16 protein-coding genes are annotated in these 17,984 nt (G+C 35.9%); 2 read left to right on the top strand and 14 right to left on the bottom strand.

Features of this window, described 5'->3' with window-relative positions; all coding sequences use genetic code 11:
• Window positions 1-2 precede the first annotated feature (2 nt).
• The 14 genes from BVF91_RS04760 to BVF91_RS04825 all read right to left on the bottom strand — a co-directional run bounded on the left by BVF91_RS04760 (window position 3) and on the right by BVF91_RS04825 (window position 16,335).
• Window positions 3-965 carry a hypothetical protein gene (locus tag BVF91_RS04760; RefSeq protein WP_240495810.1) on the bottom strand — a complete coding sequence of 321 codons (963 nt, stop codon included), beginning with the start codon at window positions 963-965 and terminating at the stop codon, window positions 3-5.
• Between the two features lie 14 nt (window positions 966-979).
• Window positions 980-2,560, bottom strand: coding sequence for a HEAT repeat domain-containing protein (locus BVF91_RS04765; protein WP_085112330.1), 1,581 nt, complete (start codon window positions 2,558-2,560; stop codon window positions 980-982).
• Window positions 2,547-4,166: an Hsp70 family protein gene (locus BVF91_RS04770; protein WP_085112331.1), complete on the bottom strand. Its 1,620-nt coding sequence runs from the start codon at window positions 4,164-4,166 to the stop codon at window positions 2,547-2,549. Before BVF91_RS04770 ends, BVF91_RS04765 begins: the two co-directional genes overlap by 14 nt.
• 43 nt (window positions 4,167-4,209) lie before the next feature.
• On the bottom strand, window positions 4,210-6,153 hold the full coding sequence (locus BVF91_RS04775) for an MBL fold metallo-hydrolase (protein WP_085112332.1): 1,944 nt from the start codon (window positions 6,151-6,153) through the stop codon (window positions 4,210-4,212).
• A gap of 80 nt (window positions 6,154-6,233) precedes the next feature.
• Window positions 6,234-6,626: a dihydroxyacetone kinase phosphoryl donor subunit DhaM gene (dhaM, locus tag BVF91_RS04780; RefSeq protein ID WP_085112333.1), complete on the bottom strand. Its 393-nt coding sequence runs from the start codon at window positions 6,624-6,626 to the stop codon at window positions 6,234-6,236.
• 17 nt (window positions 6,627-6,643) lie between these two features.
• Window positions 6,644-7,285, bottom strand: coding sequence for a dihydroxyacetone kinase subunit DhaL (gene dhaL, locus BVF91_RS04785; protein ID WP_085112334.1), 642 nt, complete (start codon window positions 7,283-7,285; stop codon window positions 6,644-6,646).
• Between the two features lie 26 nt (window positions 7,286-7,311).
• The gene (dhaK, locus tag BVF91_RS04790) at window positions 7,312-8,310 is read right to left on the bottom strand and encodes a dihydroxyacetone kinase subunit DhaK (RefSeq protein ID WP_085112335.1); all 999 of its coding nucleotides are present in this window, start codon (window positions 8,308-8,310) and stop codon (window positions 7,312-7,314) included.
• Window positions 8,311-8,472: 162 nt separating this feature from the next.
• The gene (locus BVF91_RS04795) at window positions 8,473-10,104 is read right to left on the bottom strand and encodes a sigma 54-interacting transcriptional regulator (RefSeq protein ID WP_085112379.1); all 1,632 of its coding nucleotides are present in this window, start codon (window positions 10,102-10,104) and stop codon (window positions 8,473-8,475) included.
• Window positions 10,105-10,157: 53 nt separating this feature from the next.
• Window positions 10,158-10,523, bottom strand: a complete 366-nt coding sequence (locus BVF91_RS04800) for a DUF1667 domain-containing protein (protein ID WP_085112336.1) — start codon at window positions 10,521-10,523, stop codon at window positions 10,158-10,160.
• A 1-nt stretch (window position 10,524) separates the two neighbouring features.
• On the bottom strand, window positions 10,525-11,793 hold the full coding sequence (locus BVF91_RS04805; protein ID WP_085112380.1) for an NAD(P)/FAD-dependent oxidoreductase: 1,269 nt from the start codon (window positions 11,791-11,793) through the stop codon (window positions 10,525-10,527).
• Window positions 11,794-11,796: 3 nt separating this feature from the next.
• The gene (locus tag BVF91_RS04810) at window positions 11,797-13,278 is read right to left on the bottom strand and encodes an NAD(P)/FAD-dependent oxidoreductase (RefSeq protein ID WP_085112337.1); all 1,482 of its coding nucleotides are present in this window, start codon (window positions 13,276-13,278) and stop codon (window positions 11,797-11,799) included.
• Window positions 13,279-13,423: 145 nt separating this feature from the next.
• Window positions 13,424-14,914: a glycerol kinase GlpK gene (glpK, locus tag BVF91_RS04815; RefSeq protein WP_085112338.1), complete on the bottom strand. Its 1,491-nt coding sequence runs from the start codon at window positions 14,912-14,914 to the stop codon at window positions 13,424-13,426.
• A 42-nt stretch (window positions 14,915-14,956) separates the two neighbouring features.
• The gene (locus BVF91_RS04820; protein ID WP_085112339.1) at window positions 14,957-15,691 is read right to left on the bottom strand and encodes an MIP/aquaporin family protein; all 735 of its coding nucleotides are present in this window, start codon (window positions 15,689-15,691) and stop codon (window positions 14,957-14,959) included.
• Between the two features lie 74 nt (window positions 15,692-15,765).
• Window positions 15,766-16,335 carry a glycerol-3-phosphate responsive antiterminator gene (locus tag BVF91_RS04825; protein WP_085112340.1) on the bottom strand — a complete coding sequence of 190 codons (570 nt, stop codon included), beginning with the start codon at window positions 16,333-16,335 and terminating at the stop codon, window positions 15,766-15,768.
• Window positions 16,336-16,539: 204 nt separating this feature from the next.
• On the opposite strand from BVF91_RS04825, the gene BVF91_RS04830 reads away from it, so the two are divergent.
• Window positions 16,540-16,899 carry an ArsR/SmtB family transcription factor gene (locus tag BVF91_RS04830; protein WP_085112341.1) on the top strand — a complete coding sequence of 120 codons (360 nt, stop codon included), beginning with the start codon at window positions 16,540-16,542 and terminating at the stop codon, window positions 16,897-16,899.
• Window positions 16,900-16,901: 2 nt separating this feature from the next.
• A complete protein-coding gene (gene arsB / locus BVF91_RS04835) occupies window positions 16,902-17,978 on the top strand; it encodes an ACR3 family arsenite efflux transporter (protein WP_085112342.1) in 1,077 nt (358 codons plus the stop codon).
• The last annotated feature ends 6 nt before the right edge of the window (window positions 17,979-17,984 follow it).

Here is a 17,984-nt window from a genome sequence, read left to right on the forward strand (position 1 = left end):
AATTATGAATTTTTAAGCATTTTTGATAGATCGTCCAACAAAGAGTAATCATCGTCTTCTAAACTTACTGCCGATTGCAAGTGAGCGGTTCCTTCATAGTTAGATGCAATCTTCTTCTCAATGTTAAATATCAATTCCTTGATTTCAGAGAAGTTTTTCTTTATTTCCTGATTGTCTTGTTGTAAATCCATCAATATTTTATTTAAAGAAACCTTTAAATTTTCACTTTTTTTCTCCTTAGCCATGCTTTCATTAATGAGTTTTACTACGTGTTTATCGAATTCTACACCTATATGCTCCAGAGTCATTTCCAAATGCCTTTTTTCCTGTCTTAAATCCTCCAATCTTTTGTTTAAAGATGCTATTTCCTTGTCCTTATTTTCCAACGCCTTTTTTAAATTGTCCACCTCAATTATATTCTTTTTTTCTTCTTTTATCAATTTGTCCTGCAATTTTTCTACTTCTCTTTCAAGCTTTTTGACCTTTTTGAGTAAGTCTACGCTATCTTTTTGATTCATTATTCTATCATCGTCTTCTACCAATTTTTCATCAGCCACATTCACATTTAGCTCCATGGCTTTATTAATTATATCACCAAGTTCCCGCCTATTGTCAATAAGAAGTGCAGAAACGACATTTTCACGTCCATAATTGCGGCATAACTCAACGATGTTTTCTTCTATTTCGTCAGCATCCATCTGGCTTATCTTCTCATAAAGATCTTTTTTTAGAACCTTCCATGCATCTATTAACTCATCATAGTTAAAATTTCCTTTTAATATTTCTTGCCTTAGTATAGGAACGATTTTTGATGGAGGGCTGGATTTTTCGTTTAGTCTAAATCCGGCAAGCTTCTTCTGGAGATTTTTGTCATTATTAAAAGGTTTTATCAATACGCTGTATGGTAAAGAATACAAAAATATATCTAAACATTTGGCAATATCTATTCCATTTTTGTCTAACAAGGCACATCTTCCCTTCATGCTTTTATAAGTTTATCTTTTCCTTTGTAATTCCTCTCAATAATCTTTTGTGCAAGATATCTGATTCTGGTGCTATCGTTAAATGACGCATCAATAAAAATCCTCTCATTTATGATATTACTTAATAAACCTGTGTTCTTGCCTAAAATTTTGTAAATTGTGTATTGAATCTCCTCTTTCTTTGTTGTCTTGAGCTTTAATATCAACTCTTCAGCCATGCTATCATCAATGTTGGTGTCTAAAATCCTTAATGCATTTAGGCATGCAAAGCCGTCATTATTTCTTATTAAGTATCTGACGCCATTGGTTATTTCCTTGCTTATCTTGCTGTCTTTAAAACCCTTAAGCCTTTTAAGCTCTTTGATTGCACATGATATATCGCTATAAGAATTATTTGGAGATATCAAATATTCAAATAAGCCTCCTAAGTATTTTATCTCACCTAACTGCACTAATGCAGACATAGTATTTATTCTAAGCTCCTTGTCATTCATATACTTTTTGATTATGTCCTTTGCCTCAAAAGCTTCCAAATTTGCCAATGACGTTATGATACAAGCCTTAACATCACTTTTGAAATTCTCATTCTCCAGCATGTTCATTAAATATTTTACAGCCTTTTTGTCCTTTGTATATCCTAAACCTATGATGATATTTATTTTATCTTCTATCAAAGGAGATTCCAATGCCTCAATAAGCCTATCTGTTGCACTTTCAATCCTCATCTTTCCTAATGTTATAGCGGCTTTTTGATTGTACTCATCATTGTAAAGCATCTTCGACAAGCTTTCTATCGCCATCTCCTTTGAACGAGATATAACATTTGAATAGACTGTGTTGAGGCTTTTATTTTCGTTGTTCATGTAGCACTTCAAAATTTCAGACAGTGCATCTTCTCCAAATCGCGAAAGTCTATCTATGAGTCTAAATGCCACATTTCTTTCATTCACACTGAACCCATTGAATTTATTCACCATGTTTAAAATAGGCCTTACACATCTTTCATCACCAATGTCCAAAAGACATTCCGCAGCTTCGATTTTTAAACTTTCATTGTCAAACAAAAGCAAAAGCGTATCAAAAGCAGACTTCTCCTTAATAGTTCTTATGACTTCTATTGCTATTTTCATCTGAATATCCCATGACCAACTCTTTAATACGCTTATAAGAGCATCTCTCCCTGCCTTGCTTAAATTGCACACAGATACTAAGATCCTCAATATAGATTGGTAAATATTCCTATCATTTAAATTCAGTGCTTTAGTGCAGTATAAAAACATTTCGATAGGGTTCTGCCCTTCCTCTAATATGCTTTTAAATAAATCTATGATTTCAACTTCTATTAAATTCACTCCTTTTTCGCTTGTTGCAACTAATTTAAGCGTTTTTTCATAGATAAGCCGTGCATTTACATCAGATATATAGTATTCAAAAACCTGTTCTTTAACTGATTCCACTTTTTCAGCATTTGCAGCAGCTCCTAAGTATCCTTTACCTTCTTTGATTTCTTCATTGTGTATATTAAAAAACAAATCTCTGTTTTCTTGAAGCAAAGCTCTCCAATTAACAGCCATCATACAACACCTCTTTATCAAATGTGACATCTATTCTCTGCTTAAAATTTCCAGTAACCCATGCTTCCAAATGCAATATCCTGTTTTTGTCAAAAGTCACTTTTATAGAAATAGGCGTACCTGGCTTTATAATGTCAGTAAACGTCAATTGAACTGATTTAAGCCTTTTCATCTTTGGATCGTAAATGCTTTTCCCTGATAAAATGTCAAGCTTTATTCCTGTAGCATTGTCTACTTTCACAATGCCTTCATACACTTTTTCATAAGGTGCTTTCGTTCCTTGTCCTACTAATAGAACTGGCAAATTATTTTTCACATCAAGGTAAATATTCTCTGCTACCACGGGATATATGATGATTTTCCCTTTTTCAATTTTCTTTTTGTTTTCGTTGTAATAATTATACAATGCAGCACCTTTTGCTACCGAATACATAGGATCTAAGTAGCTTATAGTTTTTTTGCCAAAAAAGTTCTCTATCGTTTCCCTAACAGTGCTGTAAGCCGTCATGCCTCCAACTAAGAAGACTTCGTCAATATCTTCTTTGCCTAAATTAGCTTTATTGAGAGTATCAATTATCGGATCTATTATATTGAATCCTAAATTGCCGCCTTTTGTAAGTAAAGGCTTTATACACTCATCATATTCTTTTTTACTTATTTCAAATTCAAATGACTGCCCACTATAGAAATTTTTCAAACTATTCTTATACACTGCATCACCGTATTCTTCACCTGTTAAACCACTGCCTATAGATGAAAACATGATTCTGGCTTTCTCAATCTCCAGCGACAATACGCTAAATATATATCGCTTTGCATCAACATTAGGCAGCATTCGCTTATAATCGACATCATTTAAAATAGAATACTTGTGCAATAAATACAAAACACCACATACATCAAAGTCAACGCCTCCAAGCTGTGTGTGTGGAGATATTGCCAATTCTTCAACTTTATAATCATCACCATTTATTTCCACATTCATTATGGATACGTCACAAGTGCCTCCACCTAAATCAAATACCAAAACTTTTTTTGGCTTGCTAAAATCGTGGATAGCATATCGTTTATCGCTTAACTTTTCTTCATAAATTAGATCCAATAATGCCGCTGTAGGCTCTGATATAAAGATAAGCCGATCCTCTAAAAATCCTGCCGATTTAGCTGCATTTTTAGTAGACTCAATTTGATCATGATTAAAAGACGCCGGAACTGTTATGACAGCACCGTCTACTCTTTCACCATAAAATCTTTCAACGCTTGCCTTAGCAACAGACAAAATTTTTTCCGCCACATCTTCTGGAGTGTATTTTTTGCTGTCAATTTGCCAAACATGATTCCTATTACCAATGTAATTCTTGCTATTGTAGATTACGCGATCATATTCAATGTTTTTCATATTCTTAGCCAATTGGCCTATAAATTCATTCCCATTATCATCCACATAAATGCAGGATGGCAACGTTTTTTTTGTTGTTATACTGCCGTTCTTATCGGAAATTTGCTCTATATCTAAAATATCAATCTTCACATTGCCATCTTCTATATAATCAGCACACGCTACAACTGTATTAGTAGTCCCAAGGTCAATGCCAATATATGGTTTCATTTTTCCTCCTTTACTCCCTCATGGTAAAATAAATTTAGACACACTAAGGAGCCACAACGTCTACATCATCAAACAAATTCAAAATCTCCTCAATATTAAATGTACTATTTGTCTTTGCTCCTCTGTGAACAATATAAACCTTTTTAGGCGTCAATTTCAAAAATACTTCTAAAATATCCTGCAGTATCCCATGATTTATAATAGGAATATTCTCCTGCAACATAGATATAGGTTTCTTTATGTTGTTGCTTATGTTAAGCAAAATCGCATTGTCAAATGACATCAACTCCCGTCCGTACACAAAAGAAGTGCTGCCTTCGGTTAGATTGTCCGAGCTGGTCATTACCAGACAATTTCCAAGAGAGATTTCCTTTCGTATGAATTCCCTTTTGCTATCATACAATTTTATGTCGTTTGCATTTAACACGCCATTTCCGTAAATGGGGCCCATTAATTTTTCATATAGCATGGTTATATGTGACAATGCTCCATCTACATACACATTGTACGGCATGTATTCAAAGTTTTTCTTCATAAGAATCAATAGATCCTGAGCTTTTCCTACAGCAAATGCAGGTATAAAGCCAACGCCATGATTGGCTAATTCCCTTATCACTTCCAGAATCAACTTATCTTGAATTGCCTTATCGTATACGCTAAAGCTTGACGTATATCCAAACGTAGCTTCAGTAATCAGCACATCAGCGTGCATTCCATCTGGAATCGTAAGACCACTATTTGTCTCAACATCTTTTACAGTAAAATCACCTGTATAAAACACCGAAAAACCGTCGATTTCTACATAAGCCCCGCAAGCTCCCAATATATGTCCAGACGGCATAAGTTTCACTAAGACTTTTCTGCCTTTCACAGATTCGTCAAAAAGGCAATCGGTCAATGTCATGCTGTTTATTTTATTCAGCAACTTATAATCAGCATCATTTAGGTTCAAATCCTGCATATTGCTGTTTTTAGAAAAAAATCCGTTCAATATATACTTTGTCTCATAAGACATAATTACAGGGCAGCTTAATCCGCTTTTTATAAGGTTTACAATTCCTCCACAATGATCAAGATGACAATGGGTAATAACAAGCAAATCAATATCTTTAATATCAACGCCAATTTTTTTTAAATTATCATAATATACGTTATCATCTTTAAAGTTAATGCCACAATCTAATAATACATTGACACCATCGTACGTTATTAAGTAACTACTGCCACCTGTACCACCACCTTCTAATAAATTAAATTTAAACAGATTAAAATCACGACCTTTACCATCTACTTCGCTGTAAAGCTGGTAATACTTCTTTAAAATAAATTTATTTTCAGGAAAATACCTAAAATATTTAACCTTTCTAAGCTCATCATCTCCTTTGACGCCCCATTGTATCATAAGCCTAATCATTCTCAAATTGTCGTGATTAAGCTCATAAGCCTTCCTCAATTCAATGCGCCATCTCGCATCATCATCATCTTTATATGCCTCTGCCAATACAGTATGTATTAACGACCGAAAAAATCTGTCAGTATTTTTTTCTGCCATATATAGTAGTTCGTCCTCAATTGAATAATTCCTGCTTTTATTTTTAAAACTTAATATAAAAATATATAAATTTATCCAATTATTTTCTTCATCATAGTTTATCAATTGCTCATATATGCCATCTTTTTTTAACGACAATTCAAACATGTCAAGCAGTAGCACACATTCAATAAATAATGGTATGTTATTCTTAGATAAAATAATATTATCAAAAATGTTCAAAAAGTGCTCTTTCGCATCTTCAATAATACCGAGATAAATTTCAACTTTAACTTGCCATAAAATTAAGTATAAGTAAATACTTCTATCGAGATCGCTGACAAGATTCTTTTGTTTGAAAATGTATTTATACGCATCCATATACCTCCTTTCTTCTACGTATGCTTTAAGCTTGGTATCGTATTCAGAAACTATATGATCGTAAATTGGCTTCACCCCCCTCTGTATATTATATATTTTAATATTTTTTTATAAAAATTTCTACAAAAAAATAAAGCCTGGTTTCATCCAGGCAATTAAATCTTAACAAGATTCTTAGCTGCTTCTGCCACTTCTTTAACTTTTAATATGTCACTGCCTATTGAAGCTTCTACGCTTGCCGCAATCGTTCCTTCAACAAGAGGCGCATCTGCTATCTCAACTTTTCCCGCGTATTCTTCGTCAAGAAATTCTAACGCCATTTGAGCACTCATGACAGAACTTCCTAAATCAACTAAAATTAAAACGCCGTCACCGCTTTCGCACTTTTTTATTTCTTCTACGATTTCGTCTACATTTGTGCCTAATCGCCCATCTTTGGTGCCTCCAGATCTACCTATTCTAATTTTTCCTCCTGTCATCTGGTCAGCCAATTCGTACAAGCCATCCGCCACCTTCTTTGAATGAGACACAATAACTATACCTACCATTAGATCCAATCCTTTCCTCATTGTTGCAACTTATCTACATAATCAGCAACAGTTTTTATCATTAAATAAGCCGATGTCGCTCCAGGATCCTGGTGTCCAATGCTTCTTTCGCCAAGATAACTTGCTCTGCCTTTTTTTGCAGCAATGTCTTTAGTCATTAGAACACCATTGTATGCATCATTTGCCGCCGCTTCTATAGCTTCTTTTAAACCGCGTCCTTCACTTAATGCTCTCTTTAACTCATTCAAGGCAGGTTCCATCGCGTCGATCATAGTCTTGTCTCCAGCTTGCGCTTTTCCTCTTTCTTTTATTCCAGAAAGGCCAGCCTCAAACATCGCGATAATATCATTTTCATCTAATGTGTTTTTACCTGATACTACATTGCCCATTCTCATAAAGAATGTTCCATAAAGCGGTCCAGATGCTCCACCTACAGTAGAAACTAAGACCATGCCAACATTTTTAAGTATTGCGCCTATGTCTTTGTCTGAAAATTGTGGCATCTTATCTCGCACCGCTTTAAACCCTCTATCAAGGTTTATGCCGTGATCAGCATCTCCTATTGCAGCATCCAATTCCGTAAGGTATTGTCTATTGTCCTCTACTATCTTTACTATGTCATCTAAAATGTTTACTACATCACTTTTTGTCAACAACAATATCATCATCCCTTTCAGCTTATATCCTATAATTGCTTAAATGCAGGTGTATCGGCTGATGCATCTAAAAGCCCTTTAAGCTCATCATCAAGTTTTAAAAGTGTTATTGAAAATCCGCTCATCTCAAGGGATGTCATGTATTCACCCACGAAAGTCTTATAAATGTTGATATTTTTTCCCATAAGGTATTCATTCACTTCTTTGTTTGCTATGAAAAGCTCTGAAAGAGGTGTAGCACCAAGGCCATTTACCATCAATGCCACTTCATCACCGTCGTTAAACGGCAAATCAGAAACAATTTTGTCCATAAGTTCTGCAACTATCTCTTTCGCATTCTTTATATTCTCCCTATGTGTACCAGGTTCACCGTGTATTCCAATTCCTATCTCAATTTCATCTTCATCAAGCGTAAAGCTTGGCTTTCCTGCTGCAGGCACAATGCATGGTGTAAATGCCATTCCCATAGACCTTAAATTCTTTATGACCTTTTCCGCAACTTCTTTGACTTCTTCAAGCTCAGCCCCTTCTTCAGCTTTAGCTCCCGCTATTTTATGAACGAAAACAGTGCCAGCAATACCTCTCCTTCCCTGCGTATATGTGCTGTTTTCAACAGCCACATCATCATTTACAATCACTTCTGAAACCTTTATGCCATCCATCTCAGCCATCTCTTTTGCCATCTCAAAATTCATTACATCGCCTGTATAGTTTTTGATTATGAGCAAAACACCTTTTCCTCCATCTACAGCTTTTATAGCTTCATAGATTTGATCAGGCGTTGGCGACGTAAAAACAGCACCTAAACAAGCTGCATCCAACATACCTTTCCCCACATACCCTGCATGTGCAGGCTCATGTCCACTGCCACCACCGCTTACAAGCCCGACTTTCCCTTCAACAGGAGATGACTTCCTTACTACTACATCTACATTATCAAGCTTTCTCAAGTATGTTGGATATGCGTAAAGAAGTCCTGACGCCATTTCCTTTACAACTTCTTCAGGATTGTTAATGAGCTTTTTCATGATATTAACCCCCCATATTTTTTTATTTTTTTATATCTATTGCAAATTCTATGCCAATAAAAAAGGTCATATGCAGATGAAAATATCAGCATATGACCACTTAACTGAAAAGATTTTTTGTTTTTCTTGGTAAAAAGTATCAATCATAAATACATTTTGATATTAATTTTCAACCAAATGAAATTTCCTTGCCTTTGCAGCTACAGTTTTATGTGTCAATCCTAAAGCTTTTCCAGCTTTGTTAAAACTTTTATACCTGGATAATGCGGCTTTGATTATTTTATACTCATAATTTTCCATCTTTTCAATATCGTAATTGTCGCCTAAATATATTACCTCATCGTCTTTGCTGTCTTTCACATTTTTTATATACGATGGAAGATCGTCGAAGTCAATGTACTCTTTATCGCTTAATGTAATACATCTTTCAATGAGATTTTCCAGCTCTCTTATATTTCCCGGCCAATCGTACTTTATCAAGGCTTTTATGGCTGTATTTGTAATAAACTGAACATTTCTTCCAAGTTTTTTGTTCATCTTTCTTATAAAATGCTCTACCAAAACGGGAATGTCTTCTTTTCTATCCCTTAAGGCTGGCAAAAATACAGGTATAACATTTAACCGGTAATAGAGGTCTTCCCTAAATGTGCCATTTTTCATGGCTTCTTCAAGATTTTTGTTTGTTGCCGCAATTATCCTTACGTCTACTTTTATAGTCCTTATCCCGCCAACTCGTTCAAACTCTTTATCTTGAAGAACCCTTAAAAGTTTTGCTTGAATTTCAATTGGAATATCTCCTATTTCATCCAGGAAGATCGTCCCTCCGTCAGCAAGTTCAAACTTCCCTATTTTCTGCATTATTGCGCCAGTAAACGCTCCTTTTTCGTGACCAAAAAGCTCACTTTCTAAAAGTGTGCTTGGTATAGCAGCGCAATTTACCCTTATAAAAGGTTTATCGTGTCTTTTGCTTGAATAATGTATCGCATTAGCAACTAATTCTTTTCCTGTCCCGCTTTCACCACGTATTATGACGTTAGAATCCGTTTCTGCCGCTTTAGATGCCACCGTCAATGCATCTTTCAATTTTCCACTGTTACCTACTATTATGTCAAAGGCTTTATCAAGTTTTCTGCTTCTTTTAAGTTCTCCTTCAAGGTACTCGATTTGCGGAAAATCTTGAAATACCACCAATGATCCAGTAATGTTGCCTCCAGCATAAATAGGAGTCATGTTTAAAAAAAGCGTTTTTTCACCTATGACGTATTTTTTGTTTAAAAACTCACTTCCATATTTTAAGACTTGACTTACATCTATATCTGTCATAACCTCACTTATATTTTTGCCAATTGCTTTATCAAGGCTAAAGCCTGTTATTTTTTCAGACGCCTTATTAAATATAGTTATGATTCCATTATCGTCCGTAGCAATTATGCCAACTGCAATGGAGTTAAATATTTCTTCGTACGCAATAGACGTATTCTTTAAAAGCTCATATGTTCCACTCTCGTCATTTACCTTTTTTAAATCCACTAAAAAAATCTTTTTAATCTCTTCCATTGAAGAAATGCAGTTATCTCCTTCTACGATTATATCGATATCATCGCCTTCTGATGCAAAAAAAGTTATCATGGAAAGCATGCTATTGGCAGGCACAAGCCTTGCGCTTTCAGCTTTTTTAAGCATAACTTTGACATTGTCCTTTTTGCATACGTCATTTACTCTCCTGACTATCATTGCAGATATTTGCGAGTGTATATTAATTGGAGACTTTATTCTCTCACAAATTTTCTCCATACTTTGCATTCCTTCCTCATTAAAATGTGTCATAATTGATAAACCAAAAACAATTATTTGCTGTAAAGATTTCTCGTTGCAATAACATCTACACCAGTATTTAAGATGTTTTTGACAACGACATCTCCTACATTAATCGGTGGCTTTAAAGTTATTTTAGATAGCTCCAATACGGCTTTGCCGATAAGCTCTTTTGGAATTGGCTCTTTAGTCCTGACAGAAACTACTGGAAGATGACCCATTTCAGCCTTTACTATTGTAGTCAGAGTCCTTTTGGGGGCAACTATCTCATCTTCAGCATACTTTAATCCCCTTTTGCACTCATATCCTGTGATATTTACAATTTCCTTTCCTTCTATTTCCACAACCAAGCGACAACCATTGGGACAGACAATACATGTTAACTCCTTTTTTATCATTTTACACCACCTCTACTTCGAATGTGATTTCATCTGCTGGAGATAGATCATCTCTTAAAAATTTCTCTTTTGGCACATCTATTAATATCATCTCTCCTGGTGTTAGCCTCTGCATTTTTTTCCTGACTATATCTCTGCCACCTGATTTCACAGCGATATAAGCGTTTTTATACACATCAGTAGGCCTCATGTGAAATTTAACTTTTGCATCTATATTCTCATAATTTACTATTTGCGGCACCACATATCTAATGCCTGAACCAGCTTTCGCGACGATATATCGGCCTTCTTTTATTAACATATTATTAATGTACTTTACTGCAGAATCAGCCGCCAGCCTTGCTTCTTTTGTTACGTTGTCCACAAGATCGTGCACTTGCAACACATTGCCACAGGCAAATATCCCTTCCACATTCGTCTCCATGCTTTCATTTACAAGCGGTCCCCCAGTAACGGGATCTAATATTATGCCTGCGCTTTTTGACAGTTCATTCTCAGGAATCAAACCCACAGACAATATTAAAGTATCACAACTTAAGTATTTAGCCGTGTTTAATATTGGCCTCTTGTTTTTATCTACCTGTGCTATCGTCACGCCTTCAACTCTTTCTTTGCCGCGTATTTCTATCACAGTATGACTTAAAAGAAGCGGTATGCCAAAATCATCTAAACACTGAACAATGTTTCTGGTAAGTCCACTGGAATAAGGCATAAGTTCAACAACGGCTTTTACTGTAGCACCTTCAAGTGTAAACCTTCTGGCCATTATAAGTCCGATATCGCCAGAACCCAATATTACAATCTCTTTGCCAGGCATGTATCCTTCCATATTTACATACCTTTGTGCCGTCCCAGCCGTAAATATCCCTGCAGGTCTTGTGCCAGGTATGCTGATTGCCCCTCTTGGCCTTTCTCTACAGCCCATCGCAAGTATTATCGCCTTAGCTTTAATCTCCATGACGCCATTTTCTTGATTTACTGCTTTAACTACTTTATCGCTTGATATGTTTAATACCATCGTATTAAGCATAATCTTTATTCCATATTTATTTACCTTTTCTATAAATCTTTCTGCGTATTCCGGACCAGATAATTCTTCTTTGAATTCGATAAGTCCAAATCCATTGTGTATACACTGCTGAAGTATTCCTCCTGGATAGCTGTCTCTTTCGATTATCAAAATGTCTCTTACACCTTTTTCATACGCTTCAACTGCTGCTCCAAGTCCTGCAGGACCTGCACCAATTATTACTATATCGTATTCCATCATCATCTACACCTCGCTTTTTAATAGTTCTTTGTACAAATTTGCGACGTATTCTTTCGCTTTGGCTGTTAAAATATTTGAATTGCCGCCAAACTTTGTAACTCTAAGGGGATCTACATTAAGCTCTCTTGACAGAATCTCTAACACTCTGGGACTGCAAAATCCACCTTGACATCTGCCCATGCCAGCTCTAACACGCCTCTTTACGCCGTCAATGCTTTTTGCTCCAACAGGTCTTCTTATGACATCAATTATCTCACCTTCAGTAACTGTTTCACATCTGCAAATGATCTTTCCATAAGCAGGCTCTCTCTTTATCAGTTCATTTCTTTCCTCATCTGTCAATTCATTAAAGCGGATGACAGGCTTTCTCTTGGGATTAAAATTATCTTTTTCAGCCATTTTAAGTCCTGCATCTTTAAGAATTTCTCTTACCATCTCCGCAATTGCTGGTGATGATGTGAAACCAGGTGATTCAATGCCTGCTACATTTATAAACCCTTTAACATCTGATTCGCCTATAATAAAATCTTCCCCATCCACATCTGGCACAGCTCTTACGCCAGTAAATTGTGTTATCGTCTTCCTTTCGTTAAATTTTTCAACGCTTTTTTTGGCACCTTTTATGGCCTTCTCCAATCCTTTGTAAGTAGTCTTTCGAAATTCCTTATTGATTATATCCTCAGATGTAGGCCCTATAAGCAAATTTCCATCAACAGTTGGCGACACCAGTATTCCTTTCCCCATCTTTGTAGGAACCTGAAATATAACTGTATTTGCCAAATAACCTTCTTCTTTATCTAAAATCAAATATTCGCCTTTTCTTGGATGAATCGAGAAATGTTTATCGCTTACCATGTTGTTTATCACATCTGCATAAAGCCCCGCCGCATTTACTACGTATTTGCTAAAATACTCACTGTCTTGCGTTTTTACCCTAAAAACATCGTCTTCTCTATCTATAGATACGACTTCTTGATTAAATACAAATTCGACGCCGTTCTGTGCAGCGTTTTCAGCCAAAGCTATTACAAAACCGTAAGGACATATAATGCCTGCTGTCTTTGCATATAAAGCAGCAACAATTGTGTCGTTTATGTTTGGTTCAATTTCCTTAACCATATCTGAAGATATAATAGACATATTCTTGACGCCATTCTTTAGCCCTCTATCATACAATTTATAAAGGCTATCTACTTCATCTTGTGAAAATGCGGCAACAAGTGAACCAACTCTTTTCATTGGAACATCCAAATCTTTGCAAAGCTCATCAAACATTTCGTTTCCTCTTACATTTAGCTTGGCTTTCAATGTGCCAGGCACTGGGTCGTATCCAGCATGAAGTATGGCACTATTGGCTTTTGATGCACCACCTGACGCAACATCATCTTCTTTTTCTATAAGCAGAACTTTAATGTCGTATTTAGATAATTCTCTGGCAATTGATGAACCTACTACACCGCCGCCAATTATTATGACATCGTACATTTTACCATCCCTTTCAGCTACCAAAATTAATCTTAAAAAAAGACAAAGCCATATATAGCCGGCTCTCCGGTTATATATGGCTCTCCTATTCTCCGCCATCCTAATATTCAATTGTATCTTTTGTTTATCAATTTAATTATACCACTTAATTAGCCCAATTCATAGACCTTTCTACGGCTTTTTTCCATCCCGCATAAAGTTTTTCTCTTGTTTCATCGTCCATATTAGGCTCGAAATGCCTGTCAACTCCCCAATTCTTTGCTACTTCTTCTCTGCCGCTCCAGAATCCCGTAGCAATACCTGCAAGATATGATGCGCCTAATGCAGTCGTCTCTATAACAGTAGGTCTATCTACAGGCACGCCAAGTATGTCTGCCTGGAATTGCATCAAGAAGTTATTTGCAGATGCTCCTCCGTCAACCTTTAATGCGCTTAGCTTTATGCCAGAATCATCCTGCATAGCCTCTAAGACGTCTCTCGTCTGATACGCCAAAGATTCTAACGTTGCTCTTATTATGTGCTCTCTTTTCACACCTCTTGTCAATCCCAAAATCGCGCCTCTCGCATACATATCCCAGTATGGTGCACCTAATCCCACAAATGCCGGCACTACGTATACTCCATTTGTGTCACTGACCCTTTGAGCGTATTCTTCACTTTGCGGTGAATTGTCAATTATCTTAAGCTCATCTCTTAGCCACTGTATGGCAGCACCAGCTATAAATATGCTTCCTTCTAAGGCATATTCAACTTTATCATCGATGCCCCATGCTATCGTGGTAAGCAACCCATTCTTAGACGGTACAGCCTTTTCACCTGTATTCATAAGCATAAAGCATCCGGTTCCATAAGTATTCTTAGCCATTCCTTTGTCATAGCAGGTCTGACCAAATAGTGCTGCTTGTTGATCACCTGCATCACCTGCTATAGGTATTTCAACGCCAAATATGTTTTTGTCCGTGTATCCGTATACATAGCTGGACGGTTTAACATCAGGAAGCATCGATTCTGGAATGCCAAGATATTCTAATATGTCCTTATCCCACTTCAATTCGTATATGTTGAAAAGCATCGTACGAGAAGCATTAGAATAGTCTGTCACATGTGCCTTTCCACCAGTCAAATTCCAAATTAACCAGCTATCAATATTTCCAAAGTAAAGATCGCCATTTTCTGCTTTCTCCCTTGCGCCTTCTACATTATCAAGTATCCATTTTATCTTCGTACCTGAAAAATAAGCATCAACTACAAGACCTGTCTTTTTTAGAATTTCTTTGTCAAACCCACTATTTTTGATTTCATCGCAGATAGGTGCAGTCCTCCTACACTGCCAGACTATCGCATTGTACACTGGCTTACCTGTGTTTTTATCCCAAACCACAGTCGTCTCTCTTTGATTTGTTATGCCGATTGCTGCAATGTCTTCTGCTTTAATCCCAGTTTTCTCAAGCACCGCCTTAGCCACTTCTATCTGAGAATCCAAAATCTCCATAGGGTCGTGTTCAACCCATCCCGGATTAGGGTAAATCTGCGTAAACTCCTTGTTTTGTGATGCAACTATGTTTCCACTGTGATCAAAGATTATTGCCCTTGAGCTTGTGGTGCCTTGATCTAATGCCATTATATACTTTGACATGCTACGTTCCCCCTATATTCTATATTTCATCCTTTATAAATTTTACAACATATTTATGAATGCCTGATATATCAAAGCTCCTAAAATACCTCCTACTATAGGTCCAAATAACGGAACAATAAGACCATATCCCCAATCAGAATCTCTCTTGCCTGGTATCGGCAATACAGCATGTGCAAGCCTTGGTCCTAAATCTCTCGCTGGGTTTATAGCATAACCTGTTGGACCACCAAGTGTAAGACCAATAACCCAAATTAAAATACCTACTAAGAATGCACCTAATGCCCCAACTTGATTGTGCTCATTTGTTATACCCAGTATTCCAACTAATAGCATTGCAGTTCCAATGACCTCTGTCAAGAAATTGTAAAACAGATTTCTGATGGCTGGAATTGTGCAAAAAACACCAAGTTTTGAATTCTTGTCTTCTGTAGCATGGAAGTGATCTCTATATGCCACATATACAAGCAAAGCTCCTACAAATGCTCCTAAAAATTGAGCTACAATATATCCCGGAACTTGCGACCAAGGGAATTTACCTAAAACCGCCAATGATATTGTCACTGCTGGATTAAAATGAGCTCCACCTATCCATCCCGTAATATACACAGGTACAGCAACTGCAAAAGCCCATCCTGCTGTTATGACTATCCAGCCACTATTTTGACCTTTTGTCTTATTTAGTACAACGTTTGCAACAACGCCGTCACCAAGGAGAATGAGTATCATGGTACCAAAAAACTCGGACAAAATCTTGCCAAACAATGATATTTCCATAAAAACCCCTCCGTTTAAATTTTTAAATTTTTTCTAAAATCTGAAGCTACACTCTCAATACCACCACCTCCTTGTCAGTCGATAAACCAAAGACTTTTTTCGCTTGTAGAAACTGCTACTGCACCAGAAGAAAGAGCATTTATCACATCTTCTTTTGTTTTAACTAAACCGCCTGCAATGATAGGTTGATACACTTCCGTAGTAAGCTTTTTCGTCACATCATGTGCAACACCTGGCATCACTTCTATTGCAGTTGGTTCAATCTGCTTAATTGAATTTAAACCTGTTTTTAGCGCTTGCGTATCCAGTAGAAAAATGCGCTCAATACAAGGAATATTCAACTCCTTAGCATATGTAAGTATATTAGTACGCGTAGAAATTATGCCATCTGGTTTTACTACTTCCTTAAGATACTCCACCGCCTTATAATCTTTACCAAGCCCTTCTACTAAATCAAAATGAATGAATGCTGTTTTCTCATGTGATTTAATGTCATCAATTGCATCTTTCAATATCAATATATTACTTGTCAACAAAAATATTACTTCACAGTTAGATGAGTAAACATCTTTTAAATCCTCTAAGTTTCTTATGGCTGCGATAATGGGAAAATTTTTGATCCTTTCGATAATAAAATTCTCCACTTCAATTCCTCCTATCATTTTATAAATGCAAATTGTATGCCAACACATCTTCATTTATTTTAGCATATACGGAATTAATAAGTTGATATATATTATCAATTTTATGCTTTTACATGGTATTTAATATCAATATCAATTTGACAGTTTTAATTTGTTAAGCTATAATATGAGTATAATCAAATATAATCATAAGGAGGGTAGCTATTGAATATTGTTGGCGTCTTTAAGGCATTATGTGATGAAAACAGATTGAGAATATTTAACCTCTTATCACAAGACACATTATGTGTATGTGATATAGAAGCCATTTTAAACATGACTCAATCAAATGTTTCCCGCCATCTAAATAAGCTAAAAAGCGAAGGAATCATAGCATATGAAAAAAAAGCCCAGTGGGCTTATTACAAAATTGATGATAATTTTATAAAAGAAAATAAATTATTGTACGATTACCTTATTAGCACATTAAGAAATCATCCAAAATTTGTAGAAGACAATGAAAATTACAAAAAACATAAGGAAAGCAATATATCTTGCGAACAATTTACAAAGAAAGGAAATTGACATTGAGAGAAAGCAAAAGAAGATTATCTTTTTTAGACAAGTTTTTAACTGTATGGATTTTATTAGCAATGATCATTGGTATCTTGATAGGATACATTTTCCCTAATTTTGCAAATGTGCTTAATAAGCTTAGCATAGGAACAACGTCGATTCCAATTGCAATTGGGCTTATTTTAATGATGTATCCACCACTTGCAAAAGTTAAATACGAAGAAATAGGAAAAAGCAAAACTTCAAAAAAACCTTTTAAAATTGCAATCTTATACAACTGGTTTATAGGACCTTTGGTGATGTTTTTGCTCGCCATTATATTTCTTCACAATTATCCACACCTAATGATAGGTGTAATACTGGTAGGACTTGCAAGATGCATTGCAATGGTATTGGTCTGGAACGATTTAGCAGATGGTGATAGAGATTTTGTTGCTCTTTTGGTAGCTTTCAACGCTATATGGCAGGTAATCACTTATTCCATTTTTGCTTACGTATTTATAAAAATACTTCCTCCGATTTTCGGTATTAGTACCAAAGCAATTAATTTAAATATTTCTATAAAAGATATTGCTACGTCTGTCCTTATATATCTTGGTATCCCATTTGTTGCAGGGGTTCTATCGAGATTGATACTTGTTAAAGCTAAAGGTAACACGTGGTATGAAAAGAATTTTATACCTAAAATAAGTCCTATTACTCTTATAGCTCTTTTATTCACGATTATTGTTATGTTCTCCCTAAAGGGAAAATATATAGTAACTTTGCCTTTGGAAGTTTTAATGGTAGCCATCCCGTTGACGCTATATTTCATTATAATGTTCTTGCTGGGATTTTTCACGTCGTACAAATTAAAATACGGATATTCAGAAAGTACAACTGTTGGTTTAAATGCAGCCAGCAATGACTTTGAATTGGCAATAGCAGTTGCAGTCGCAGTTTTTGGCCTTAGTTCAAATGAGGCTTTTGCAAGTGTAATTGGCCCATTAATAGAAGTTCCTGTGATGCTTATGTTAGTAAACGTAGCATTGTATTTTAGGAAAAGGCTCAACTGGAATACAAATAAAAAATCAAATACAGAAAGATAAGAGAGG

It is taken from the genome of Thermoanaerobacterium sp. PSU-2, assembly GCF_002102475.1.
In the GTDB taxonomy this organism is placed as follows: domain Bacteria; phylum Bacillota; class Thermoanaerobacteria; order Thermoanaerobacterales; family Thermoanaerobacteraceae; genus Thermoanaerobacterium.

What these genes read in the sequence shown, in the direction of transcription:
- BVF91_RS04765 (WP_085112330.1), bottom strand. Translation starts at nt 2,560, where the DNA reads ATGATGGCTGTTAATTGGAGAGCTTTGCTTCAAGAAAACAGAGATTTG.
- BVF91_RS04770 (WP_085112331.1), bottom strand. Translation starts at nt 4,166, where the DNA reads ATGAAACCATATATTGGCATTGACCTTGGGACTACTAATACAGTTGTA.
- dhaM (WP_085112333.1), bottom strand. Translation starts at nt 6,626, where the DNA reads ATGGTAGGTATAGTTATTGTGTCTCATTCAAAGAAGGTGGCGGATGGC.
- dhaK (WP_085112335.1), bottom strand. Translation starts at nt 8,310, where the DNA reads ATGAAAAAGCTCATTAACAATCCTGAAGAAGTTGTAAAGGAAATGGCG.
- BVF91_RS04795 (WP_085112379.1), bottom strand. Translation starts at nt 10,104, where the DNA reads ATGGAGAAAATTTGTGAGAGAATAAAGTCTCCAATTAATATACACTCG.
- BVF91_RS04800 (WP_085112336.1), bottom strand. Translation starts at nt 10,523, where the DNA reads ATGATAAAAAAGGAGTTAACATGTATTGTCTGTCCCAATGGTTGTCGC.
- BVF91_RS04805 (WP_085112380.1), bottom strand. Translation starts at nt 11,793, where the DNA reads ATGATGGAATACGATATAGTAATAATTGGTGCAGGTCCTGCAGGACTT.
- BVF91_RS04810 (WP_085112337.1), bottom strand. Translation starts at nt 13,278, where the DNA reads ATGTACGATGTCATAATAATTGGCGGCGGTGTAGTAGGTTCATCAATT.
- glpK (WP_085112338.1), bottom strand. Translation starts at nt 14,914, where the DNA reads ATGTCAAAGTATATAATGGCATTAGATCAAGGCACCACAAGCTCAAGG.
- BVF91_RS04820 (WP_085112339.1), bottom strand. Translation starts at nt 15,691, where the DNA reads ATGGAAATATCATTGTTTGGCAAGATTTTGTCCGAGTTTTTTGGTACC.